22 protein-coding genes are annotated in these 23969 nt (G+C 53.1%); 4 read left to right on the top strand and 18 right to left on the bottom strand.

The features are described 5' to 3' along the window. Positions 1-4: 4 nt before the first annotated feature. The 5 genes from G3M78_05585 to G3M78_05565 all read right to left on the bottom strand — a co-directional run bounded on the left by G3M78_05585 (position 5) and on the right by G3M78_05565 (position 3263). On the bottom strand, positions 5-466 hold the full coding sequence (locus G3M78_05585; protein ID QPJ64883.1) for a DUF4149 domain-containing protein: 462 nt from the start codon (positions 464-466) through the stop codon (positions 5-7). 105 nt (positions 467-571) lie between these two features. Continuing rightward, a complete protein-coding gene (pyrF, locus tag G3M78_05580; protein QPJ66778.1) occupies positions 572-1306 on the bottom strand; it encodes an orotidine-5'-phosphate decarboxylase in 735 nt (244 codons plus the stop codon). A 43-nt stretch (positions 1307-1349) separates the two neighbouring features. Continuing rightward, positions 1350-2330 (bottom strand): ATP-grasp domain-containing protein, encoded by a 981-nt coding sequence (locus tag G3M78_05575; GenBank protein QPJ64882.1) that lies wholly within the window; start codon positions 2328-2330, stop codon positions 1350-1352. 27 nt (positions 2331-2357) lie between these two features. Further along, positions 2358-2909, bottom strand: a complete 552-nt coding sequence (locus G3M78_05570; protein ID QPJ64881.1) for a CoA pyrophosphatase — start codon at positions 2907-2909, stop codon at positions 2358-2360. 9 nt (positions 2910-2918) lie between these two features. Beyond that, complete coding sequence (locus tag G3M78_05565; GenBank protein QPJ64880.1) at positions 2919-3263, bottom strand: arsenate reductase family protein; 345 nt, start codon at positions 3261-3263, stop codon at positions 2919-2921. A 274-nt stretch (positions 3264-3537) separates the two neighbouring features. On the opposite strand from G3M78_05565, the gene smc reads away from it, so the two are divergent. The 3 genes from smc (at position 3538) to G3M78_05550 (ending at position 9607) form a co-directional block, all read left to right on the top strand. After that, on the top strand, positions 3538-7107 hold the full coding sequence (gene smc, locus G3M78_05560; protein ID QPJ64879.1) for a chromosome segregation protein SMC: 3570 nt from the start codon (positions 3538-3540) through the stop codon (positions 7105-7107). Positions 7108-7154: 47 nt separating this feature from the next. After that, positions 7155-8507, top strand: a complete 1353-nt coding sequence (locus tag G3M78_05555; GenBank protein ID QPJ64878.1) for a hypothetical protein — start codon at positions 7155-7157, stop codon at positions 8505-8507. Positions 8508-8725: 218 nt separating this feature from the next. Next, the gene (locus tag G3M78_05550) at positions 8726-9607 is read left to right on the top strand and encodes a GGDEF domain-containing protein (GenBank protein ID QPJ64877.1); all 882 of its coding nucleotides are present in this window, start codon (positions 8726-8728) and stop codon (positions 9605-9607) included. Positions 9608-9700: 93 nt separating this feature from the next. Here G3M78_05550 and G3M78_05545 read toward each other — a convergent pair whose 3' ends face one another. The 9 genes from G3M78_05545 to G3M78_05505 all read right to left on the bottom strand — a co-directional run bounded on the left by G3M78_05545 (position 9701) and on the right by G3M78_05505 (position 19437). Continuing rightward, positions 9701-10510 carry a class I SAM-dependent methyltransferase gene (locus G3M78_05545; GenBank protein ID QPJ64876.1) on the bottom strand — a complete coding sequence of 270 codons (810 nt, stop codon included), beginning with the start codon at positions 10508-10510 and terminating at the stop codon, positions 9701-9703. A gap of 15 nt (positions 10511-10525) precedes the next feature. After that, positions 10526-11386, bottom strand: coding sequence for a radical SAM protein (locus G3M78_05540; protein QPJ66777.1), 861 nt, complete (start codon positions 11384-11386; stop codon positions 10526-10528). After that, positions 11386-12309 (bottom strand): glycosyltransferase, encoded by a 924-nt coding sequence (locus tag G3M78_05535; protein ID QPJ64875.1) that lies wholly within the window; start codon positions 12307-12309, stop codon positions 11386-11388. The genes G3M78_05540 and G3M78_05535 overlap by 1 nt, the downstream gene beginning before the upstream one ends. Positions 12310-12345: 36 nt before the next feature. Beyond that, entirely contained in the window at positions 12346-13773 is a 1428-nt protein-coding gene (locus tag G3M78_05530) for a radical SAM protein (GenBank protein ID QPJ64874.1), read from the bottom strand. A 116-nt stretch (positions 13774-13889) separates the two neighbouring features. Further along, a complete protein-coding gene (locus G3M78_05525; GenBank protein ID QPJ66776.1) occupies positions 13890-14942 on the bottom strand; it encodes a radical SAM protein in 1053 nt (350 codons plus the stop codon). Positions 14943-15044: 102 nt separating this feature from the next. Beyond that, on the bottom strand, positions 15045-15743 hold the full coding sequence (locus G3M78_05520; GenBank protein ID QPJ64873.1) for a WbqC family protein: 699 nt from the start codon (positions 15741-15743) through the stop codon (positions 15045-15047). A gap of 13 nt (positions 15744-15756) precedes the next feature. Further along, positions 15757-16785 (bottom strand): NAD(P)-dependent oxidoreductase, encoded by a 1029-nt coding sequence (locus tag G3M78_05515; GenBank protein ID QPJ64872.1) that lies wholly within the window; start codon positions 16783-16785, stop codon positions 15757-15759. Between the two features lie 204 nt (positions 16786-16989). Beyond that, a complete protein-coding gene (elbB, locus tag G3M78_05510; GenBank protein ID QPJ64871.1) occupies positions 16990-17655 on the bottom strand; it encodes an isoprenoid biosynthesis glyoxalase ElbB in 666 nt (221 codons plus the stop codon). Between the two features lie 72 nt (positions 17656-17727). Next, on the bottom strand, positions 17728-19437 hold the full coding sequence (locus tag G3M78_05505; protein QPJ66775.1) for an NAD+ synthase: 1710 nt from the start codon (positions 19435-19437) through the stop codon (positions 17728-17730). Positions 19438-19544: 107 nt separating this feature from the next. On the opposite strand from G3M78_05505, the gene G3M78_05500 reads away from it, so the two are divergent. Then, positions 19545-20006, top strand: coding sequence for a hypothetical protein (locus G3M78_05500; GenBank protein ID QPJ64870.1), 462 nt, complete (start codon positions 19545-19547; stop codon positions 20004-20006). A gap of 33 nt (positions 20007-20039) precedes the next feature. Here G3M78_05500 and G3M78_05495 read toward each other — a convergent pair whose 3' ends face one another. The 4 genes from G3M78_05495 to G3M78_05480 are packed head-to-tail and all read right to left on the bottom strand — an operon-like array spanning position 20040 to position 23966. Next, a complete protein-coding gene (locus G3M78_05495; GenBank protein QPJ64869.1) occupies positions 20040-20654 on the bottom strand; it encodes a hypothetical protein in 615 nt (204 codons plus the stop codon). A 48-nt stretch (positions 20655-20702) separates the two neighbouring features. Continuing rightward, the gene (locus G3M78_05490; protein QPJ64868.1) at positions 20703-21302 is read right to left on the bottom strand and encodes a type II secretion system protein; all 600 of its coding nucleotides are present in this window, start codon (positions 21300-21302) and stop codon (positions 20703-20705) included. A gap of 23 nt (positions 21303-21325) precedes the next feature. Next, complete coding sequence (locus G3M78_05485) at positions 21326-22549, bottom strand: type II secretion system F family protein (GenBank protein QPJ64867.1); 1224 nt, start codon at positions 22547-22549, stop codon at positions 21326-21328. A 43-nt stretch (positions 22550-22592) separates the two neighbouring features. Continuing rightward, on the bottom strand, positions 22593-23966 hold the full coding sequence (locus tag G3M78_05480; GenBank protein QPJ64866.1) for a sigma-54-dependent Fis family transcriptional regulator: 1374 nt from the start codon (positions 23964-23966) through the stop codon (positions 22593-22595). Positions 23967-23969: the final 3 nt, after the last annotated feature.

Genomic DNA, 23969 nt, shown 5'->3' with positions numbered 1-23969 from the left:
ACGACTAGAGCGTCAGCCCCATCGCGGTGTACCACAAAAAGCCCAGGCCCGCGAACAGGGTGGTCGCGTTCAACTGAACCGAAAGCCGATGCAGTTTTTTGAATCGGGCTTCGAGGGAGGTCTTTTCATCTTCCAGAACCGCAACCCTCAAACGCTCTTTAACGGCGCGCGCATTGGGATTGATCGCCAATCCCGCGAACAGGGTGCAGACGATCATCGCCAGCAGAAGCCCGAGTTTGATCGACATGACTTCGCTCGGCTGGCTCACCAGCGTCAACAAAGCCAGAGCGCCGCAGATGTATCCCAAACGGTAATAATTGGGGAAAATCTTACCGATCAAATCCCCTGCTTCCTGACGCTCAAGCGTTCGGAACAACACCGGAGCCGTGAAAAATGAAAAAAAGATAATGCTTCCCAGCCAGCACACCAGCGCGAGAAGGTGAAGGAACAAGAGCAATACATCCATGACTGACACCTCGGAAAAAATTAAGCGAACGCTTCAACCGTTCGACTCATAAAAAAATTTGAACGCGTTTCTAAAACTTCGGGCAAACGCGCATTAGAAAGCGTTTCAATCCGCATCGAAACCCGCCAGTTCGCGCACGATCCTGTCCGCCGCCTCGCCCGGATCCTCCGCCGAGCGTATCGGACGCCCCACAACGATCATATCGGCTCCACGCTCCACAGCCTGACCCGGAGTGACGATGCGGCTTTGGTCGTCGCCCTCCACCAGACTCCAGGCGGGACGAATCCCCGGCGTCACTATTTTAAAAATGGCGCCGCAGAGCTTGCGCACCATCGCCGCTTCTTCGCCAGAACACACGATGCCCGAGCACCCCGCAGAACGCGCCAGCTCGGCGCGTCGGCAGACCAGATCGGAGATCGTCGTCTCGGATGGATAACCCTGATCCTGCAAATCCGCAGGCGACATGCTGGTCAACACCGTCACCGCGAGAACTTCCAGACCTTCATCGACCGCCCGCCGCGACATCTCAAGCATCGCCTTGCCGCCGCTCGCGTGCAGGGTGATGTAGCGCGCCCCAAGCGCGCTCGCAGAACGCAAGGCGCCCTGCACCGTCGCCGGAATGTCATGCAATTTCAAATCCAGAAAAATATCCGCATCGGCTTCGCCGGACACAGCTTTCAAAACCTCCGGCCCTTCCTTGATGAATAATTCCAGCCCCACCTTGAAGCAACCGACCCGCCCATTCAGTTCGCGCGCAAAACGCGCGGCCTCCTTGCGATCGGGAACATCCAACGCAAAGATCAATTGTTTTCTCGCCGCAGTCAGCACCGCCGTATCCATCGCCAAAATCCAATCCTCCTTCAATTTCAAAATGAATTTAATATCACTTCAAACCCGACGCCCCATCCTCTGGATCAAACATAAATCCCGTAGAAAAACGGCTCATGACCGTACCTGTTTTTAACGGCTTCTTCGGCGGCTCCGGCCTTTTGCCCGCAAGTTCCTCATACATCATGCCGGGGATATCGCCGCCCGCGACAATGGTGTGCTGAATCCCGCTCCCGAATCGCAGGTTGACGTCGGTGATATAAAACTCTCCCGCTTCATCCAGAATACCCTGCAAGCAACAAGGCCCGCGCAAGTCCAGCGCTTTCGCCGTCGCATGGGCTTTTGCGATGAGACCTTCATCCATCTCCAGTCGCGTCACCCGCGCTTCGCCCGCCCTCACCCGCAAGCGTTCTCGCGGCGCGGCGAACACGGGACGGCCTTCGCGGTCGCCGAACCAGTCGATGCTGAACTCTCGCCCCTCAATGAAGCCTTGCAACAAATGCTCTGGAAACTTGGAACGGATGTAGCGCAAATCTTCCGCATCGCGCACAACAAAGGTTTCTTCGCCGCCTTCGCCAACGCGACGCTTGGCGAACAAAGGAAATACAGGATCGGCGTCCGCCCCATCGATCAACTCAGGCGTCGCGATGCCTTTGCTCTGCAAAAAATGCCCCAGCCGTTCTTTATCGTGGCACAAGGCGACCGTCTCCTGACTCGGAACATACAAATGAACGCCCGCGTCTTCAAAAACAGAACGATGCTCGCTCAGAAACTCCACCGCCTTGTTGGTGACGGGTAAGATCGCCCGGACTTTTTCCGAAGCACATAAGTTCGTCACCGCGCTCAGGCACTGCGCTTCAGAAAAGAGCGGCAATAGAAACGAACGGTCCGCCGCCTTCAATACCGGGGAATGCGGGTCGCTGTCCGCCGCCAGCAGACTGCCCTTGACCCCGATCTGCAAACGCGATTCGGAAAACGCCGCCAACAGGGACACGCGCCAGTTGGGCGCCAGAAACAACAGATTGCTATCGCTCATAATGGACTGTCTGGCGAATGAATGATTTCAAAAGATCAATTCTCCCAATTGATGAAGCATTTTAGCCGAAGCGCCCCAAATACGATGGCGTTCGTACCAGTAAACATACATTTCCTCTTCCCGCTTGAAGCCGACATCCCTCTGCTGGGTCGCGATCAGAGGCGTCAGCGGAATGAAAAGCACCTCTTCCACCTCGTCCTCGTTGAACGAGTCCCTGCAATCCGGGGCCTGATCGAGCAGGGTCACGAAGGGCGATACGATGAAGCCGGTCCGGGTTTCCACCGGATTCATTCTCGCCATCACCCGCTCTATCGGAATCTCCAGATCGATCTCCTCCTGAGTTTCTCGCAGGGCCGTATCGAGCAAATGCTCGTCGTCATCCTCAAAAATTCCGCCAGGGAAAGCGATCTCCCCTTTGTGCAGTTTCAGGGTCATGGCCCGTTTTATCATCAGCACATGCGTTCGCCCCAGGTAGGGAAACAGGATGAGCATGACCGCCGCGCTATGCTCCATGCTTGCGGGTTCTTTAACGAGGGGGAAATTCTGCCGCAGACGGGATGAAAATAAATTCAAATTCATCGCAATCTCTCAAGCCCAGACCGACCGATACTCGTCTTCGTTGAAACCCACCGTGACGCTGTCCGAGTCGAAAGCGATGGGACGCTTGACCAGTCGACCGTTGGTGGACAAAATTTCCAGAGCCTCCGCTTCCGACATCGAGCCGACCTTGTCCTTCATTTTCAATTCCTTATACTGCACGCCGCTGGTATTGAAGAGTTTCTTGATTCCGCGCTCCTTAATCGCCCGTTTCAGAGCCGACTTGGGAGGAGGGGTTTCCGTGATATCGTATTCCGTGAAGGAGACGCCCTGCTCCTCCAAAAATTTCTTCGCTTTTCGGCAGGTGCCGCATTTGTTATAGCCGTAAAATTTCATAACCGCTCTCCGCAAATAAATAAAATTCAAACCTCCCTATTCTAAATCATTCGGCCCAAAAGCCGCCCCAAAAAAGCCCGGAAAGGGCATAAAAGATTGATTTTCCCGCGATACCCTGAAAGCGCTTGAATAATAAAAGCCTACAAGATATAGTAGTGATGCTTTAATCCTAGTACCAGTTGTTGTGGGTTTTTGCTTTACAAGCGCAATCCGTTCAGCTAACCTTCGCTGTACAAATCACTGTTCTAAAATTTTTCAGGAAGCCAGACTGACTATGCACTTAAAAAGTTTAGGTTTGGAAGGTTTCAAATCATTTGCAGACAGCACCGAACTGCAATTTGACAATGGATTCACCGCAATCGTCGGCCCCAACGGATGCGGAAAAAGCAATGTGTCCGATGCCATTCGCTGGGTCATTGGAGAGCAAAGCTCCAAATCCCTGCGCGGAACTAAAGCGGTCGACCTCATTTTCAACGGAAGCGGCTCCCGCAAACCGCTGAATCGCGCCGAAATTTCACTGACTCTGGCGGACGTGCCGCACGGCATCCGTATCGCCAATGTTCCCAATATATCCGACGAAGTCAAGCTCACCCGGTGTTACCACCGTTCCGGCGAGAGTGAATTTTACATCAACCAGATTCCTTGCCGTTTGAAGGACATCACCGATTTTCTGCTCGACGTCGGCATCAGCCCCAAGGTTTTGACCGTCATTGAGCAGGGTCATATTCACGAAATCATCACCGCCAAATCGGAAAACCGACGCATTCTGATCGAAGAAGCCGCAGGCATCCTGAAATTCAAGCACCGTCGCAACGAGGCCACGCGCAAACTGGATTCCTCAGCGCAGAACCTTGCCCGCATCAGCGACATCGTTCAGGAACTGGGACGCCAGGCAGAATCCTTGAAACGTCAGGCCAATAAAGCCGAAAAGTACAAAGCCTATCAAACCGAAATCAAGGACGTCTCCATCCAGCTGTTTTCGCGAAAACTGCTCAGCCTGTCCAAAGGACTCAAGCAGATCGAAACGGAACTGGAAACCATGTCCGCCAGGAAAGAAGAGCTGACAGCGCAATCGACCCTCGTTGAAACTCAGTCCACTGAGTTGAAATTGAGCATCGACGAGACCTATCAGCAACTCAACGAAGTGCGCGATCAGGTGCATTCCCTCTCCCTCTCCATCGGCAGGGACGAGCAGACGGTTCAACATCAAAAAGGTCAAATCCAGCAGATCGAAAACGACAACCAGAAAGCCGACGGAGCGATCCGGGTCATGACCCGCGAAGCGGAAGAAGCCAGCGTCACCGTGGAACAACGTCGTCAGGAGTTGGGCGGCCTGTCGGATCGCATCAACAAGGAACGCGATCTTCAGGAAGAGCAAAAGGCCGCGCTCGAAGCGAAAAAACAGGCCCTCGCGCCCCTGCAGGAGCAGGTCTCGCAAGCGGAAAAAAGAGTCTACGAATGCCTGCGCCTGATCTCCGATAAAAAAGGCGAAAGCGCTTCTCTCGAAACCCGCCGACAGTTTCTGCAAAAACGCGCCGAGGAATGGCGCGAGGAAATGGAAGGCGCCAGCGCCCAGCAAAACGAACTGGAAGAGAAACGCCGCGCTCAGGAAACGGAACTTGGAGAGCTGAACCTTCGTCTGGAAGCCTTGCAGGAAGAAAAACAGGCGCTCGGCGAACAGGTACGGGAAGGCCGCAAGACGCTGGAAGCGCTGGAAGCCGAAGGCGCGCGCATCAAGGAAAACTACATCACCAAAGCGTCGTTCCTCAATTCGCTCCGCGATCTGCGCAAGAAATTCGAAGGTTTTCAGTCCGGCGTGAAATGCCTGATGGGCGCCAACGGTTCGACGCCGCCCATGGACGGTCTGCGCGAAGTGCTGGTCGACGTTCTGCGCGCGCCCGCCGAATTTGAAACTGCGATTGAAACGGTGCTCGGCGATAAATTGCAGAGCATCATCGTCGACGACTACGCCAACACCCTGCAAGCCGTCGGCTTTCTGAACAATGAAAAATCCGGGCGCGGTTCTTTTGTTCCCATTTCCCCCAAAAATTTTCCAACGCCGCCGGTCTACCTCAACGGCAACCCCGGCGTGCTTGGGCTGGCATCCGACAAAATCGAATGCAAGGAAGAATACCGTTCGGTCATTGAACAACTGCTCAAAAACGTCGTCGTGGTCAAGGACCTCGAAACGGCGATCCAGTTGTTTCAAAACCCGCAGTTCCACGGCTCCATCGTCACCCAGAACGGCGAATTGATCGACGCCCAGGGCGTTGTGACCGGCGGACAAAACGCGGACAATTCCGAAGGCCTCCTGCAACAAAAACGCGAGCTGGAAGAATTGACCCAGCAAGTCGAGCAGTTGGAACGGGAATCCGAAGAAGCTCAAAAGGACATCAGCGACCATAAAGGCCGCCTGCTGGCATGGGACTCTAAACTCAAGCAGGTCGAACAATCCGCGCACGATCAGTCCATCGCCGTTTCAAACGCGCGCAAGGACCTTGAGCTGGCTCTCCGGGAAATCGAACGGCACAAGAAACGCGCCGAATCCCTCAGCGCCGAGTTGGAAAAAAGCGCGGCGGAGCGAAGCGCGCTGGACGCGCAGATCGAAGAATCACAGGCGCTCGTTCAGCGTCATGAATCAGAAAAAACCGAGCTCGATCAAAAGCTGGAAGATTCCAAAAGCCAACTGCACCGCCAGCGCAACGAAACGGAAGTCCTCATCTCCGCGCTCGGCGATCTGCAAGCCCTCCTCGCTTCGTTGATCGGCAAGCGCGAGAACACGCTCACCGAGATCAAGCGTATCGAACAACAAAGCGACAGCCTGCGTCACCGCATCGCGCAACGCCATAAAGACATCGAGAACAATACGGAAGCGGTCCGGGTTAAAAACGAATCCGTTCAGGCGCTGGAGCGCTCCCTGCTCGAAAGCGTTCGCGAGAAAGACGCGCTGGCTGAACAATTGACGCAACAGGAAGAAACTCTTCGCGATCAGGAAGAAGAAGACAAACAGCTGGACGAACAAGCCCGCGGCCTGGTTCGCACTCTGCAGGAATTGTCGGAGACCATCAGCCAGACCGAGATCAAGAGATCGGAGTTGAAAATCAACGCCGCTCATCTCACCGAAAAAGCCTACGATGATTTCAACATTGTCCTGACCGAAGAAAGCGCCGCGCAAGTCGCCCCGATGGACGACGAGGAAGCGAAGGAAGCCGATGAGCGAGTGCGCGAATTGAAAGGTAAGATCGCGCGCATGGGCGAAGTCAACCTCGCCGCGCTATCTGATTTCCAGCAGGCCAACGAACGTTACATTTTCCTGAAAACCCAACAGGAAGACCTCGACCAGTCCATACAAATGTTGAAGGATACCATCGAGCGCATCAACCAGAACACGCGCGAACGCTTTCTCGAAACCTTCGAGCGCGTCAACGAAAACTTCAAGGCTATTTTCGCCCGACTGTTCATGGGCGGCAAAGCCGAGCTTTCGCTCACCGACCCGGACAATCCCCTCGAAAGCGGCGTCGAAATCACCGCCAACCCGGTGGGCAAAGCCATGCAGAGTTTGCAACTGCTCTCCGGTGGAGAAAAGGCCATGACTGCCGTCGCCCTGATGTTCTCCGTGTTCAAGGTGCGACCGAGTCCTTTTTGTCTATTGGACGAAATCGACGCGCCTCTGGACGAAGCCAACGTCATTCGCTTTCAAGAGATGCTGAAGGAAATGGCGGAGAACACGCAGTTCATCATCATCACGCACAACCAGAAAACCATGTCGTTCGCCAATTCGCTCTACGGCGTTACGATGGAAGAACGCGGCGTATCGAAAACCGTTTCAGTTCACCTGAACTAAAAAACGACTGATTTTTTCATGCAGGACCTTGGAGAATTGACAGGATCATGGCCGAAGCGAAAGACATTGACGACAGCCTGGAATTTCTGCGTTATTTCGAGAAGAACAGCGTGTCGCAGGACCTCGCGGACATCGTTTTGCAAAAACGCGATTCCGCGAAGCAATCGCTCGACCTCAAGGGCCATCGCCTGAAGAATGAAGAGTTCGAAGCCCTCTCGCAAATCGAACCCTTGCACCGCCTCAAACGACTCGATCTGGGAGAAACCAGCCTCTCCACTGCGGGGCTGAAAACCCTCTGCCTCTCGCCTCTGTTTGCGCAGGCGGAATTCATTTCGCTTGAAAATAACAATCTCGACGACGAAGGCGCCTTTTATTTATCCAAGGCGGCGCATCTCAAGGCGCTGACGGAATTAAACCTTTCCAGCAACGAAATCGGCGCGCTCGGCGCCAAGGCCTTTGGCATGTCCCAAACCCTGCCGAAGCTGGAATCCCTCGATCTGTCCTACAATCGGCTGGAACCTTTGGGATTGAAAGGGCTTCTCGAATCCCATCTGGGTTCGCAATTGAAATGTCTGACTCTGCGCGACGTCTCCATCGAAGACGCCGGGCTGGAAACTCTGGCGGAGCTGGAACCGCTTGAGAGCCTGGAGACCCTCGACCTGCGCGACAACAACCTTAGCCCGCAGGGCATCGAAATACTGTCGCGGTCGAACGTGTTTCCCAATCTGAAACGATTGAATCTGTCCAACAATCATCTCGGCGACGACGGCGTTTACGCCCTCGCCGAGTCGGAACTGTTCTCCAATCTGGAAGACCTCAAACTGAGCTTCAACGATCTGAGCGCCGACTCCGCCATCGCCATCGCCGAATCGCAATTCCTGACCCGACTGAAATCACTGGACCTCAACAACAACGACCTGAAAACCGTCGGCGTCAAAGCGCTGGCCAAATCTGCCAACCTGAAGGGGATCGAGTATCTTGATGTCGGAGAAAACAGCCTTGGCGCCAAGGGAGCGAAATACCTCGGGCGGAGCAAACACCTGTCCAATCTGATTACGCTTCGACTGAACAACAACAATATCGGCGACGACGGCGTCAAGGCGTTGGCAGAGTCAAAAAACTTCGCCAATCTTGAAGCGCTGTATCTCGAAAAGGACAACTGGATTCACGCCCACGGAGCGCAGGCCATCGCCCAGTCAGAACACTTTGGCAAGCTCCGCATTCTGGTTTTAACGCTGAATATGATCGGGGACGACGGAGCCAGACATTTCGCCGAATCCCAAAATCTCAAGAAGCTGGAAATTCTCAACGTTGCGGGCAATCGCCTCACGGTGGCGGGGGAGAACACTTTGCGTAACTCACCCTATTTGGCAAAATTAAAATTGCTGGAACTTGTTTGAAGACCGTTCCAATATTTGCTAGCCGTTAGATTGTGAAACTCGCCGTCTCTGGCAAAATTGAAATTGCCGGAGCTTGTTTGAAGACCGTTCCAGCGTTTTCAGCCTGTTTGATCTAGCTTTAAAAACAAACATATAGGAATTCCAATCCAAAAAGGATTGATATTCCGAACACTTTCTTGTAATTGAGCGACGAACCTTATAGAATTCGGGAGTAATCAATGCACATTCCTGCAATCAAGTTCACACCGTTGACTATGGACGCGCTAAAAAATAAAATTGTTCTGCTCCTCACTGAAAATTCGCAGGATATCAATGCGCTTCACAACGAACTTCAAGAGTTGGAGAAATCGGATGGGGAGGAAGTTTATCAAAAACTCCTTGAAATTTTTCTCAACAAATTCTTTCCCTCCCTCACGGACTGCAAACAACATTGGCTGAACATTGTCGACCATGCGGAAGCCTTGCGCCTTGAGCTGGGAAGGCGCGTCAGTCCGGCGACAGCGGCGGCTGATTATTTTACTTTCTCACACAACGGCTTCAAAAGTCCCAAACTGATCGAACTGAACGATTACGAACAGATGACCCGGCACACCTATCAGGATTGCCTCACCCATCTGTACAATCGTCGCTATTTTGACCACGCTCTGGATTCCGAAATCCACCGGGCCAAACGACACGGCCTGGAATTTTCACTGCTCTTCATCGACCTCGATAAATTCAAACGGATCAACGACACCTACGGACACTCCGTCGGCGACCTGGTTTTGAAAACGGTTTCGGAAACAATTTTGAACCTGAAACGGCAGGAAGATCTCGCCGCGCGCTACGGCGGCGAAGAACTCGTCCTCATTCTTCCGCAAACCAGCAAGGAGCAAAGTTACACCGTCGCTGAACGCCTGCGCGAAAAAATAGAAAAGACCACGCTCCAGCACGAGGACAATAGTTTGAGCATAACAATGAGCGGAGGCATCGCGCACTATCCCTCGGACGCGAGAAAATCGCATGAACTAATCCAACTGGCGGATGAAGCGGTGTATCGCGCCAAGAAAAACGGACGCAATCAGATCGTCATGTACTCCATCGAGACCGCCAACCAATAGAGAACGCCACGGGCTTTTTTAGTTGCGCGCCAGCAAATTGCACCTGTCGTCTAGCCAGAACGTCGGCTGATAGAAAATACTCTCCAGACTTTTTTATTTTCGCGCCAGCAAATTGAAAGTGTTCTCGGATTTCAGCCATCGGTTGGCAATCCAGGCCGCCAAGCCATAACGACGCGAACAATATTTTTCAATTTCCAGAATGTTCCAATCCTTCGCTTTAAGCAATTCCGCCATTTCATAAGGATCGATGCCGCCGAACTTGCGCTGATAATCCGCCAGCTCATACTTTTCTTCAAACAGGGAGATACCGCGAAGAGCCATCTCCATGCGATAAACCGACTCGTGCGCGTGAGTGAGCATGCGATGCAAACGATAACGCCAGGGCGACGCAATCGCCTGCTTCAAGGGTTCAAAGAAAATCAACAACAGTCCGCCGGGCTTCACCCGCTCGGACAAACGCGCCAATACGTCGGACGGGTCGTAGAGATGATGCAGTAAGGCCGATGCCGTGACCACATCGTATTGCGCGGAATCTGTAGTCAGAAAACTTTCGATATCCTGAGCCTGTAAACGCGCCCGGCTTCTTTCAGAGTCCAAGAGTTGGGCCTCCAAAGCCTTCAGCATGGCGTCGGAAAGATCCACGCCAGTCACCGAAAAACCGCGTCGCAACAATTCCAGAAACAGGTAACCCGTGCCGCAACCGGCATCGAGAATGGTCCCGCCGGGACGTCCCAGCTCGGAGCACACACGATCCACGGTCCTTTTTAAAATTTTGCTCTGATAAAAATTGGTTTGTTCCGGGTGGCGGGAGAGATACAAGGGGCCTTCGAGCGCGTGCACCTCGCGGTTCTCATGGAGAATCCGCTTTGGAAGGGATTCGGACTGTTCTGAATAAGTTTCCAAAACGCAGTGGGTCGATCAGGAGGCTGGAGGCGTCGGAACAGAATCCAGCCAGAAAAAACGCTTGTCTGTCTTCGCCGTTTCGCACTCGTTGCAATTTTCACAAACGCGGGGAAAATTCAGAGTCTCATGTTCGCGCCGCAACTGCTCGATCGCAGAGCCGCGCCACAAGGCGTTGACGTTGTCGTTGTGCGCGTTGCCCAGCGTGAGCGTCGCGTTGTAGTCCACGCAACAGGGGATGACGCGCCCGTCCCACAACACGACGAGCTTGCCGTAGTCCTTGCCGAAGGGTTCCGGGCAGGGTTCCTTGCGCGGACTTTGAATCAGTTTCGGTTGCAGGCGAACATGATCGACAATCGCCTCCCAGTGCGCGATGTAGGCGTCGGCGTCTTCCTGTGTCTCTTCTTCAACGGTGAACACCACGCCCAGTTCCAGATCCTTGCCGCGCTGGTCGCGCACTTCTTTCAATCGCTTGATGTTTTTTTCGATCTTCGCCAGCTCGACGCCGCGCACACGCTGGTAAGTTTCCGGCGATCCGTCGATGGAAAAACGCAGGATCGTTAAGGGACTGGAGATCAAACGCTCGATCATGGCTTCGGTCAACAGCGTGCCGTTGGTGTTCATGACAATGTGCTGAACGCCTGCGGCGGAGGCGTAGTCGAACATGTCGAACAATTGTTTGTTCAGCAACGGTTCGCCCCAGTTGTGCATGCACAAATGCTCCAGATCGGGGCAATCGTCGATCACCTTCTTGAAAAGCTCGAGGTCCATGAAACCGCCTTCGCGTTCCATGCCTTCCGTGACAAAGCAGAAGGAGCAACGCAAATTGCAGGTATTGGTCGGTTCAATGATGAGAGAGGTCAGCGCTTTAACGGGTATCATTCGATCACCTTATCCACGATATAGTCGGGTCGATCCTGAACTTTCAAATGCACGCGGCCGAGGTATTCGCCAAGGATGCCGACGGACAACAGCTGGGTGCCCGCCAGAAACGCGAAGACCGCCGCCAGCACCACAAAACCGTCCACCAGAATGCCGCGCACCACGCGCTGATACACCAGAAACAACATCAAGGCGAATCCTGTGAGCGCGCCCACCACGCCGAGATAGGTCACGAAGCGCAGGGGAAAATTGGAGTAGCCGGTGATGATGTCCCAGGCCAGTTTGAACAGCGCCGTGTAATCGTATTTCGTCGTTCCGCTATGGCGCGCATGGTGTTCCACTTCGATTTCAGCCGTCGGCACGCCCAGCCAGCTCATCAGCACCGCCATGAATTTGGACTTGTCCTTGCACTGGTCGATCTTTTGAACCACGCTCGGGCGCAAGGCGCGAAAGGAACTGAGATTCAATTTGAACGATTTACCGAACAGCTTCTGGGACAGCCATTTCAAGCAAAACGATCCGGCGATGCGGGACCAGGCGTCGCGACGTTTGCGCGGCAGAGTGACCACGAGGTCGATCTCGTCCGTCATCGCATCGAGTAATTTTGGAATTTCTTCAGGGGGATTTTGCAGGTCGGAATCGAGTTGGACGATCACATTGCCGCGACTGTGATGGAAGCCCGCCAGCACGGCGGCCTGCTGTCCAAAATTGCGCGTGAATTTCACCACCCGAACCGACTCGTCCTGCGCCTGAAATTCGCAAAGCCTTTCGCTCGAACCGTCGTCGCTCCCATCATCAACAAAAATGATTTCGAAGGATCGTTCCAAGCCCTGAGCCACCGCCCGGAGTCGGGAGTACAACTCATCCAACACCGATTTTTCGTTGTAAACAGGAATGACGAACGAAACGTCAACAGTCATAAGCGATCCGCGTTCCGGCCCCGGGAATTATGGAAACTACCCGTTTGTCGGGGAATTGGTCGGCGCGATGGCGTTTCTCCAAAGCAGGGCGAACGGCGTTTTCAGCGCGGACCGCATCAACCATTTGAATTCCATGGTGCGCCAGACCTGTCGCGCCCGGCGCGTGCTGAAGTAGAAACGACGGTGCGCTTCGCGTTTGATTTCGAGCAACTCTTCGGCGCTCACTTTGCTGGCGTTGTTGCTCACATGGTCGGTCGAATATTGTGAAAATTCCTGATTGGCTTTTTCCTTTTCGGAAATGAAGGTCTCGCGCAACTCGGTTCCCGGATTGGGAATGACCAGCGAAAAATTGGCCGTGGTGAACCCTGAACGGCAGGCAAAGTCGATCGTCTCGTGCATTTCCTCGCGGGTCTCGCTGGGAAAACCGAGCATGAACAAACCGTGCACGCTGATTTTTGCGCGGGTCAGTTTCTTCACGACGCCTTCAACAATGCCAATATCCAGATCCTTTTTGATCATGTCCTGAATTCGCTGGGAGCCAGACTCCACGCCCAGCGCCATGCGGTACACGCCCGCTTTCACCATCACCTCGATCAACTCGTCGTCGAAGAAATCGGCGCGCAAGCCGTTGGTGAAGCTGATATGCACTTTCAATCCGCGGTCGATGATCATCTGCATCACTTCCTTCGCCCGCTTCATGTTCAGGTTGAACATGTCGTCCACGATATGGAATTCCTTGACGCCGTAGGTCTTCATCAAAAATTCCATTTCGTCGATCACCACTTCGGGCGAACGGTAATGCATGGTCTTCGAGAAAATATCATGACAGTAGGTGCATTTGAACGGGCAACCTCTGGACGTCACGATGGGCAGAAAATGCCGATGCCGGTAGGCTGGAAAAAAATCCATCGAACAACGAAAATCAAAATACTTCTCAATCTCCAGCATGTCGTATTCCTGCACCAGCCAGTCGAGATCGCGAATCACAGGACGGTCGACGGTTTTGATGTACTCGCCGTCTTTCTCGTATGCGATGCCGGCAACGGAGCTGATATCTTCCTTAGCCTCCAGAGCCTTGATCAGTTCGACGATGGTCACATCGCCTTCGCCGCAAACCATGTAATCGACATGCGGGTCGTTGAGAATGTATTGCGGGTCATGCGCGCAATGCGGGCCGCCGAAAATAACGGTCGTGTCCGGTTTGAGCGCTTTGACTTTCTCCGCGCCGATGAACCCGTATTTGCTTTCTATGGTCATGATGCCGATGCCCACGACTTCGGGGTCCAGTTCGCTCATGGTCCGCTTCAGATCGTCGTCTGGCGTGTCCGATACCCTCAAATCCAGAATTTTGACTTCGTGCCCTTCTCGTTTGAGAACGGAGCCGATCGCCAGCAGTCCCAACGGCACAGAACGAGCCATCGAAACGTTTCCTCCGGCGGCGGGTCTCAGCAATAAAATTCGCATGATATGGTCTACCTTAAAATAAGGGATCCTGAAAATTATGAATCGTTGTCAATTGTACCACAGCCGGAAACTCAATTTCCGGCTTTAATCTTTAAATTTCAAGCGTTAAGGCCGTCTCATTTTCCCGGCCCCACATATTCGGACTGGCAACAACCCAGACAGCCCGGAAAAATTTTTTCCTTCATCACCCGCTCGCGAAATTTCTTGGAACGCTCTTCGTTCCATAAATAGCCGCGCGGCCCATCGTCAAAAGACCCAAGTCGATAATGCGGGCAACTGTGCACATCGCCGTAAGCGGAAAAGGCCACCTTGCTCCATGAAATATGGCATCGATAATCCTTGTAAGAGCTTTCGTTCGAGTAATAGCGAACGATCTCTTCCGGGGTGATGTCGTTGGGCGAAAAGCGCAACTGACAGTTGAATCCCCGACTCTTCGCTTCCAGTAAATCCAGTTGCTCCCTGAGCAATTGCGGCTCTATCGGCTCCACCGGCGCGGTTGGTTGCGACAAATGGTCGTCCTGATCGTAATCCTTGCCATGCCAGTAGGTCGCCGTGTTGTTCAAAACAAAATTGCAGACCTCCACCCCCAGCGATTCCGCATACTCGTAGAGCGGAACCAGATCGCGCACATTGTTGTTGCCAATCACGCAGGTGATGTGGACTTTGGGGAAGCGGGAATTCAAGGCGTTTCGCTCTCGAATCAAGGCTTCCAGACCGCGCAGGGTCTTGCGATACGAGCCGGGAACCTGGGTGATTTCATCGTGAAGAGCTTCCCCCCCTTCCAGTGATACGCCGATGAAAAACAATCCCGATCCCCAGATCGACTTCAAGCGGTTCTGCAACAGATTCTTAATAACCGTATCGGTCAATAAGGTCCCGTTCGTGATGATATGAACCTTGTTTTTTCGACAGGCATGATCGAATATTTCCTGAAAATCATGCTTCATGATGGCTTCGCCGCCGGTGAAGGTGATCGCCGCCAGTCGCGGCAGGGCGTCAATGGTGCGACAGACCTGCTCGGCGCTGCGTTCTTCCTTATATTTTCGGTTCGATTCGGTGTCTTCGATGATTTCCAGATAATGGCACATATCGCAACGCAGATTACAGCGGTAAGTCACTTCAAAATAAGCGTGTAGGGGCGGAAAGGCGTAACGCGGACTGAAGCGCATGGGCAGACTGGAAACCAGTCGCGGGAGCATCTTTTGCCAGTATTGAAATGTGAGCATGGAGTTCAAATTCGTTCCACCGCCTCGGTCAAGCGTCGCCTCGCGTTATGAAAGGCCGCCGCTCCCTTGTTTTAGAATGGACAAACTGCTTTCCCCGCAATTGAACAGAAGATCAAGCGTCGAAAGATACGGCACAAAACCGGGAAAACGTTGCGGATATTCCGGGTGCTGATAGCCCTGAAACTCCAGCGCGATTCCGCGTTGCTCGAAGGCCTCTGCGAGCAGATAATTCTGCGCCGCGTCGCCGCTGAGATAATGATCCGCGTTCAAGCGATTGCAAAGGGCAAGGATGCGATCCGCCTTCATGCCCGGCGCGTCGATCTGCGACGCCCGAAGCGTTTCAACGCCAATCCCCAGGGCCTCCGCCATGAGTTCAATGCCAGCGTAGCAGGCATCGACCAGAAAGCGGAAGTCTTTATTATATATCGACTCCAATTGCGGAAAATAAAGGTCAAAATAGGGCGCGCGGCAATAATTCAGGCGAATGGCTTCTCGATGTTTGCGCGCCCAGGGCGCTGAAGAGTCGATACGGGTGTCCTTCAGCGATTGCCTGAATTGATTTTTCTGCAGAACGGGAATGCTGAGCCAGGCCCAGCCTTGCGGCGTGCGAATCTTGTTACGATTTCTCCAGTCCCGACGCGTGAACTGGACGTCGTCCAGAAACACAAAACGGTCGACGCGGGCCATCTGATCAAAGAAGCCCAGCCAGGGAAGATACGAAGGTTGTAAGATCGCAAGCTTCATAAGCGGCGACGCATCAGGAACTGAACCGGAGGTCCTCGTTCAACACCTGCTCCTGCATCAGAGATTTAATGCGCTTGATGCGAAAAAACTTGTCCGACTCGAAACCTTGCAGACTCAATCCCTTCTCTCGATAAGCCGCGATCAATTCCTGTATGCCCGAATCCAGATTCCATTGCGGTTGATAGGAGGGAATGACAGCGCCCAGCTTCGAGCAGTCGACGCGATAGGTGCGACCGCCTTCTCCGGGAGTGAACATCATCGCCACGTCCTGTTCCGGCAAGGCTTCTTTAACGCGAAGCGCGATGTCCTTCACCTGATAGTTTTCGTCGGGAACGCCCACGTTGAAGGCCTGATTGTGAATCGCCTCGACCGGCGCCTCATGCACCGCCTGAAACGCGCGGCACAAATCCTCGACATGCACGAGCGGGCGCCAATGCTCGCCGTCGCCGAAAATCGTCACTTCATTCTTCAGCATCGCGCAGGCCACCATGACGTTGACCACCAGATCGAGCCGGATCGCCGGCGACACGCCGTAGACCGTCGCGTTGCGCATGAGCACAGGATGAAAGTCATCGTTGGCGAGCCGCACAATCTGCTCCTCTGCATTCGCCTTGGCTTTCGCGTAGGCGGTGAGGGGATTCAACTTTCCCGCTTCGTCGATGGGACGAGCGTTGTCCGCCACGCCGTACAGGCTACAGGAGGATGAGAAAATATAACGTTCGACGCCCGCCTCGCGCGACAACTCCGCCAGCTTGACGGACGCGGTTTCGTTGATATCGTAGGTCAGGGCCGGGTTCATTTCGCCCAGATAATCAGTCGACAGGGCGGCCAGATGGATCACCGTCTGCGCGCCTTTCAGATCAGCCGCCGTTACGTCGCGCACATCCTTGATCAATTGTTTCGTGAGCGGCGGCGCGCCGTTGCTGAAATCGCAACCGCGATACAATTGAGAATCTATTCCAGAGACTTCATGACCCTGCTTTTGAAAAAATCGAGTCATGCGCTGACCGATGTAACCCAGGTTGCCCGTTATTAAGATCATTGCTTTCTTTCTTAAGGTTGGTCGCGTTCCAGTATCGGGGCTGGTCAAAGATAAAGAAGCCCACACAAGGCTTTACGGAGATTTCGAGGATTTACTTAAGGAATCTGCAAGTCGCCGGTTTAGTGTTTTTGCAGACCCGTCAATCAGGCCAGAAAAGGTCTGACAAAAGACGACGGCTGGCGGCGCAATGCCGCCAGCCAGAGCTCATAACATTTTCAGCAATTGGGCCACGGCTTTTTCAATACCGTCCGCCACTTCAGCGATATTCTGGCCCAGCATATAAGCCGGAGCCGAAACGATTTTGTTTTCCTCGTCGATCACATAATCCTGCACCGCGCAATCCTGATGCTTGCCGCCCATCGATTCGATTTTGCCGCCGACGCCCTTATCGTTTCCAATGGTCAGCGTCGGATGCACCGCGCCGCCTGAAAAGGCGCGCGCCACGATCGCCGGAGCAATACACACTGCGCCCTGAGGCTTGTTTTTCTCGCGAAATTCGCGGATCAAACGCGCCACATCGGGATTCACCTGACAGTTCTCTCCGTTCACCGCAAAATCGCTCAGGTTCTTCGCCGCGCCAAAACCGCCGGGGATGAAGAGCGCGTCGATCTCGTCCGCGCTCACGCCGGCAATATCGCGAACCGGACCGCGCGCGATGCGCGCCGCTTCGATTCTCACATTTCTTTTTTCGCCCGGCATTTCCTCGCCGGTCATATGATTGATCACATGCATCTGGTCCATCTCAGGCGCCATGCACACCGCTTCCGCGCCGCCGCGCTCTATCGCCAGCAAGGTGATGACGGCCTCGTGAACTTCCGAGCCGTCGTAAACGCCGCAACCTGACAAGATAACTCCAATTTTCTTTTTCATCAGATCCCTCGTCCTCAAATTGTATTCAATGGGTTCGTTGTTAAAACGCAACTCAGCTTATCATAATCCGCATCACTTTTCCCGCCTTCGGTAACGCGAGGTGAGCGGCAGGCGCCGGTCCTTGCCAAAGGCTTTGGGAGTGATTTTAACGCCGGGAGCGGATTGTCTACGCTTGTACTCGCTCAAATCCACCAGGCGCAGAATACGATCGATTTCTCCGGCCGGGATTCCTGAATTCTCCAGATCGTCGGACTCGCAGTCCTGCTCCACAAACAGGGACAAAACTTTATCGAGCGATGCGTAGGGTGGAAGGGAATCCACGTCCTTCTGGTTCGGCCTCAGCTCCGCGGACGGTTCCTTAGTCAAAACGTTCTCGGGAATCAACTCGATCCCCGCCCGTTCGTTGCGCCAGCGGCACAATGCATAGACCCAGGTTTTGGGGACGTCCTTCAAGGGAGCGAAGCCACCCGCCATATCGCCGTACAAGGTGCAATAGCCCATGCTGACTTCGCTCTTGTTTCCCGTCGTCAAGGTCAGCCAGCCGAATTTATTCGACAGCGCCATGAGCAGAGTCCCGCGAATGCGCGCCTGCAAATTCTCTTCGGTCAAACCCGGTTCCGTTCCCTTGAAAATGCCGGAGAGCGTTTTATCGAAGGCTTTCATGATCGGAGCGATGGGGAGCGAATACAGTTTCAAACCCAGGTTGCGCGCCAGCGTTTCCGAGTCGGAGACGCTGTGATCGGAAGAATAAGGAGAAGGCATCATCACCCCTGCAACGTTCTCTGCGCCCAGCGCATCGACGGCGACGGCGGCGGTCAACGCCGAATCAACGCCGCCGCTCAATCCCACCACTGCCGAGGCAAAGCCGTTCTTGCGCAAATAGTCGCCGGTTCCAAGAACCAGCGCCTGATAAATTTCCTCCCATTCATTCAAACGAAGGCTTTCGCGCTGAGGAAGCGCCGGACGCGCCACATTCTTGTAGCAATTCGGAACCGCCACGCGGCAGGTTTTGACAAGCGACCGATCCGGATTTTTATTGGGACCTTTTCGCCCGGTCTCTATGGAAATATCCGCAAAAACCATATCTTCGTCAAAGGCCCGACCTTCCGCAATCACATGGCCTTTCGGGTCCATGACCAGGCTGTGACCGTCGAAGACCAGTTCATCCTGCCCGCCGACCAGATTGGCGTAGGCAATATGCGCGTCGTAATTGCGCGCACGACGCTTCAACATGGCGATGCGCCCCTGCCCCTTGCCTTTGTGATACGGCGAGGAAGACAAATTTAAAATCAGGTCCGCGCCCAAATCGCTCAAGGCTTTGCCCGGCCCTTTCGCCTCCCAGATGTCCTCGCAGATCGTGACCCCAATCGACGCGCCCTTGTAAGTGAAACGGAGCAGGCGTTCTCCCTTTTGGAAATAGCGTTTCTCGTCGAACACGCCGTAATTTGGCAGTTCCATCTTTCGATAACTCGCCTTCATCGAACCGTCCGCAAGCAAGGCCGCCGCATTGTAAAGAGAGCCGCGCGCGGATTCGACGTATCCCACCAGGGCGACCAGACCTTTGCTGTGACGAGCCAGCCCGTCCAGTTCCTTTTCATTGCGCTCGACAAACCCACGGCGGAACAACAGGTCTTCCGGCGGGTAACCGGTGAGGGCCATTTCTGGAAACACGACAATATCCGCGCGGAATTTCTTCGCCTGATTGAGATAGCCGCGAATTTTTTTCACGTTGCCGGAGAAATCACCGACCGTGGCGTTCATTTGCGCCAGGGCGATACGCAATGCTAGCGTTTTGTTTTTTTTATTTTTTGTAGATTTAAAACTCACTCTGTCTTCCCTGTTTGTCAGCGCAACTCTTTTGCCTCGAAGCGCTGGATTATACTATAATTATGGACGCGACCCGAACAGCGAATATCAATCCCATCGAGGCAAGAGCGATTCACATGGAAGAAAGCATCAAACACAATTTACGCAAGAATGGATTCCCGGCCAAAGCCGTTCGTCTGCCGTTCAAATCAGTTTACGACGCTTGCAAAAAAAGAGACATCGCCCTGCAAGACGTTCTCGACCGTCTTAAAGACGACCATATTTTCAGTTTCATAGAAGGCAATCACATCCTCTTCAAATGCACGCCGGAGAAACCCGAATCCGCCAAACCGCAAGCGACCCCCGCCAGCGGCGGTCCCGAGGGATGGAATGCAGAGCAGTTGCAAAAAATGGCGCAGGAGCAAATGGCTTCTTTATCGCCGGAACAGATGGAAGAGATACGCAAAACGGTGGAATCCATGAGCGAGGAAGAAAAGCGTAACCTCATGGAAATGGCGGCAAAACAGTTTCGACCGGGGAATTGAACTGCGACCCCGGCGCCCGTCCTTTAAAGAAAACTAAACAAAATAAGACGTTAAAAAAACCAGTATAAATATCGAGCCCAACAATAAAAACCCTCCCACAAACAGATGGTTTTTTATCACCCACTCGTCGAAGCCATAATGCCCCGAGTCCAACTTATCCTGAATCGACTGAGTCGAGTAGGAAGAGTCCAGGTGTCCGCTGAAGGTCTTGAACATCTCCGGTTTGAAGAGAATCGCCAAACAGGTGACAACGCCAAACGCCGCTGTAATAATTAAAAACCATTTCATAAACGCTACGATCATCTCCGTAGCAAGAAGCGCCCCGCCGCTATCCGGCCTCACGACCAGCTCGATGAACACGCCTTCCTTAAAATCCATTAACAAATATTTCAGGGTATAAATCGCTCCGCCCAGAAAGAAAACCCCCACGACCCAGCGATATTTGAGAATCGCTTCCGTCGTGTCGTAGCTTTTATCCACGGAATCAGAAACATTTCCGGTATCAAACATCTTGCTGAAGCTGGAGTTCAATGAAGCCGCAAGTTTTGGTTTGAACAAAATCATAGCGCTGACCACAATGGCAACCATATTTAGAAAAAACACAAAAATTTTCGCAACATCTAAAAGTATGTCGTAAATGATTTCCATTGGTCCCCGCCCTTTTCTTTACGTGTTGGATTCTAAAACTCGAATGAATCAGTTCGTTTTCTGGATCACTTCCTCTTCAGTGATTTCTCCACGCTCTTTGGCTATCCGGTCGAGTTCCTTGTTGAGCTCGCTTTCAGTCTCAATGATTTTCTTGCCGATGATGCCGCTATTGAAATCGTAGGGCCATTTCGCAACCGTGCCGTCCTTGCGCTGATGAAAAATAAATCCTGTGATCGAAAATTCTTCGATGGTCGTGCCCGTTTCCTTGGTTGTGAATTGGCCCGTCGTTCCCGTATCGTTATTGAAAATCCAGATATCGTTATCCGGTTTTGTTCCAGACGGTCTGCGGTTGCGCTCGCGGTCGTAACCGCGCGGCACCTTGCTCAAATTGTCAAACGGATTGACCGGAAATTGCGCCGGCTTGCCTTGAAGCAAATCCGCTCCAAAATTGGACACAATATTGGAACGCATGGTGTCGATCGTCATGTCCTCGGCGATCAACTCCGTTCGCTCAGCGGTTGTGATCATTTTTTGAAGCGCGACGGAAGCCAGAATACCGATCATCGTGATGACCATAATCAACTCGATGAAGGTAAAACCTTCTTCACGAGCTTTTTGCGCTTTGATTTTTTTATCAGCAAGGCTCATATCATGTCCTGTGTTTCATTTTTTTAGCCCGCCATTTTGGACATATCCCACATCGGCACAAAAATGGCCAGCGCGAGGAACAACACCATTCCCCCCATGAACACAAGAAGAATAGGTTCTATTTTAGAAGACAGGCTTTTAACCGCCTGGTCCACTTCACCGTCGTAATAATCTGCGACCTTCAACAACATCTTGTCCAGAGCGCCCGATTCCTCTCCGGCAGAAACCATCTGCACCACCAAAGGAGGCACCAGCTTGCTTTTTTTCAATGGCGCGGCCATCCCCAAACCTTCCTGCACGCTTTCCTTAACGCTCAACACAACCCGAACCAGCACGACGTTGTCCATGACTTTTGAAGACACCGTGAGAATATCAAGTATAGGAACGCCGCCGGCCTGCAAGGTTCCAAACACACGAGAAAATTTCGCCATCGAGGAACGTAAAAAAATCGGCCCCAGCAAAGGAAACTTCAACAAAATCATGTCCCATTTATAACGACCGCTTTCCGTCGACTTCCACTTCTTGAATAAAACGTACAACAAAATCAAAACGCCGCCGGTGATATGCCAGTACTCCTGAAACGCCTTGTTCGATCCGATCAGGATCTGGGTCGCCAAAGGCAATTCCAGACTCGCCTTTTCGAACATTTTCACGAAGATCGGCACCACCTTGACCATCAGGATGATCACCGCAATGCTCATCGCGCCCACAACCATCTTCGGATAACTCATCGCCGCTTTGACCTTGACGCGGTTGTCCTCGTCCTTTTCAAGCAGATCGGCCAGTCGGTTCAGCAATTCATCCATCACGCCGCCGGCCTCGCCCGCTTCGATCATACTCAGGTACAATTCAGAAAACACTTTCGGGTGTTTCGCCATCGCCTCCGAAACCGAGAGTCCGCCCTGAATGTCAACGCCCACCTGCTTGATGACGCGCCGTAATTTAGCGTTGTCAATTTGCTCGCCCAGAGCGGTCAGAATGCTAACGATCGGCAACCCCGCGTTGAACAGCGTCGCCATCTGGCGAGTGAACAAAACCAGATCTTTTTGAGTGATCTTCTGGAGCCGTTCGTCCAGGGAAATCTTTTCCCCCTGTTCCTCCTCTATGTCTTGAAGAGAAACGATCCGCACCGGGAAATGTCCCATCCGCGACAACTCCTGCCCGACAGACTCGGCGCTTGCCGCATTCATATTTCCCGCAACGAGTTCCCCCATCCGGTTTCTGGCTTTGTATTCAAATAATGGCATGATGAATACTATCGTCCATCGAGTTGCGCCTTATCATGCAGGCTCATTCGCCAATTCCATATTTCTTCATTTTATTGTGCAGGGATTTCCTGCTGATCCCCAAACGATCCGACGTTTCCTGTCGGCGCCAGTTTTCATCTTTCAACGCCTCAAGAATCATACGCTTTTCGGTCCAGGCCACCGCCGCTTCCACATTGTCATGCAAACTCAAATCCGGCGACGGATCGGGGATATTATTCCCCAGCGACGGGTATACCCTCAAAAAATCTTCCTTTTCCAACTTATCATTATAGGCGAGAACGATGCCCCTTTGGATAATATTTTCAAGCTCCCTGATGTTGCCCGGCCAGGAATAATTCAGAAACAACTGCATCGCGTCGTCAGAGATCGACTGGATCTCCTTATTGAATTTTCCGTTATAGACGTCTAAAAAATGCGTCGCAATTTCCGCAATGTCTTCCGTTCGCTCCCTCAGCGGCGGCAAATGAATGCCCACCACGTTCAAACGATAAAACAAGTCTTCGCGAAATTCCTTTTCCTCGACAGCCCGTTCCAAATCCTTATTGGTTGCGGCGATGATGCGAATATCGACTCGAATCGTCTTCTCGCCGCCGATGCGCTCAATTTCCCCCTCCTGAATCGCGCGCAGAATTTTCATTTGCGTCGCCGCGGTCATGTCGCCGATCTCGTCAAGAAACAGCGTTCCTGAACTGGCCATCTCAAACTTTCCGCGACGCTGTTTGACCGCTCCAGTGAACGCGCCTTTTTCATAGCCAAAGAACTCGGCTTCCAGCAAATCCGCAGGCAAGGCCGCACAGTTGACTTTAACAAAAGGCTGGTTGCAACGCGGACTCATGTAATGCAAGGCCTGGGCGACCAGTTCTTTGCCCGTGCCGCTTTCCCCCTGGATCAAAACGGATACGTCATTGTTCGCCACCATTCGAATCTGTTCCTTGACGGCTTGAACGCCGGGACTCGAACCGAGCAAGCGATCCAGACCGAATTTACGCCGGTTCTCAGCGCGCAGAGTTTCAACTTCCCGGCGCAATTTGGCCCGGTCCCATGCCCGCCGCACCACCACGCGCATCTCGGACAATTCCAGCGGCTTGTTAAAAAAATCCATGACGCCTGCGTTCATCGCATCCATCGCCAGATCTTTATTGCCAAACGCCGTGATCATGATGCCTTCAATACCCGCGTCGATCTCGCGCAAACGGGAGAAAGTGTCCAGCCCATTCATTCCCGGTAAGTTGTAGTCCAGGATCGCCATCAGAAACGATTCGGAGCGCATGAGTTCGAGCGCATCCTCGCCGCTCTTTGCGATCTCAAATTCGCGACCTTCTTTCTTGAGAAATTCAGAAAGGAAAAAGCGGCCGCCTTCGTCGTCTTCCACCACCAGTACTTTATCGTCGCTCATGCA

The sequence above is a fragment of the Candidatus Nitrohelix vancouverensis genome (assembly GCA_015698305.1).
Taxonomy (GTDB): domain Bacteria; phylum Nitrospinota; class Nitrospinia; order Nitrospinales; family VA-1; genus Nitrohelix; species Nitrohelix vancouverensis.
This window is presented reverse-complemented; position numbering and strand designations above follow the sequence as displayed.

What these genes read in the sequence shown, in the direction of transcription:
- G3M78_05585 (QPJ64883.1), bottom strand. Translation starts at nt 466, where the DNA reads ATGGATGTATTGCTCTTGTTCCTTCACCTTCTCGCGCTGGTGTGCTGG.
- pyrF (QPJ66778.1), bottom strand. Translation starts at nt 1,306, where the DNA reads ATGGATACGGCGGTGCTGACTGCGGCGAGAAAACAATTGATCTTTGCG.
- G3M78_05575 (QPJ64882.1), bottom strand. Translation starts at nt 2,330, where the DNA reads ATGAGCGATAGCAATCTGTTGTTTCTGGCGCCCAACTGGCGCGTGTCC.
- G3M78_05570 (QPJ64881.1), bottom strand. Translation starts at nt 2,909, where the DNA reads ATGAATTTGAATTTATTTTCATCCCGTCTGCGGCAGAATTTCCCCCTC.
- G3M78_05565 (QPJ64880.1), bottom strand. Translation starts at nt 3,263, where the DNA reads ATGAAATTTTACGGCTATAACAAATGCGGCACCTGCCGAAAAGCGAAG.
- smc (QPJ64879.1), top strand. Translation starts at nt 3,538, where the DNA reads ATGCACTTAAAAAGTTTAGGTTTGGAAGGTTTCAAATCATTTGCAGAC.
- G3M78_05555 (QPJ64878.1), top strand. Translation starts at nt 7,155, where the DNA reads ATGGCCGAAGCGAAAGACATTGACGACAGCCTGGAATTTCTGCGTTAT.
- G3M78_05550 (QPJ64877.1), top strand. Translation starts at nt 8,726, where the DNA reads ATGCACATTCCTGCAATCAAGTTCACACCGTTGACTATGGACGCGCTA.
- G3M78_05535 (QPJ64875.1), bottom strand. Translation starts at nt 12,309, where the DNA reads ATGACTGTTGACGTTTCGTTCGTCATTCCTGTTTACAACGAAAAATCG.
- G3M78_05530 (QPJ64874.1), bottom strand. Translation starts at nt 13,773, where the DNA reads ATGCGAATTTTATTGCTGAGACCCGCCGCCGGAGGAAACGTTTCGATG.
- G3M78_05525 (QPJ66776.1), bottom strand. Translation starts at nt 14,942, where the DNA reads ATGCGCTTCAGTCCGCGTTACGCCTTTCCGCCCCTACACGCTTATTTT.
- G3M78_05520 (QPJ64873.1), bottom strand. Translation starts at nt 15,743, where the DNA reads ATGAAGCTTGCGATCTTACAACCTTCGTATCTTCCCTGGCTGGGCTTC.
- G3M78_05515 (QPJ64872.1), bottom strand. Translation starts at nt 16,785, where the DNA reads ATGATCTTAATAACGGGCAACCTGGGTTACATCGGTCAGCGCATGACT.
- elbB (QPJ64871.1), bottom strand. Translation starts at nt 17,655, where the DNA reads ATGAAAAAGAAAATTGGAGTTATCTTGTCAGGTTGCGGCGTTTACGAC.
- G3M78_05500 (QPJ64870.1), top strand. Translation starts at nt 19,545, where the DNA reads ATGGACGCGACCCGAACAGCGAATATCAATCCCATCGAGGCAAGAGCG.
- G3M78_05495 (QPJ64869.1), bottom strand. Translation starts at nt 20,654, where the DNA reads ATGGAAATCATTTACGACATACTTTTAGATGTTGCGAAAATTTTTGTG.
- G3M78_05490 (QPJ64868.1), bottom strand. Translation starts at nt 21,302, where the DNA reads ATGAGCCTTGCTGATAAAAAAATCAAAGCGCAAAAAGCTCGTGAAGAA.
- G3M78_05485 (QPJ64867.1), bottom strand. Translation starts at nt 22,549, where the DNA reads ATGCCATTATTTGAATACAAAGCCAGAAACCGGATGGGGGAACTCGTT.
- G3M78_05480 (QPJ64866.1), bottom strand. Translation starts at nt 23,966, where the DNA reads ATGAGCGACGATAAAGTACTGGTGGTGGAAGACGACGAAGGCGGCCGC.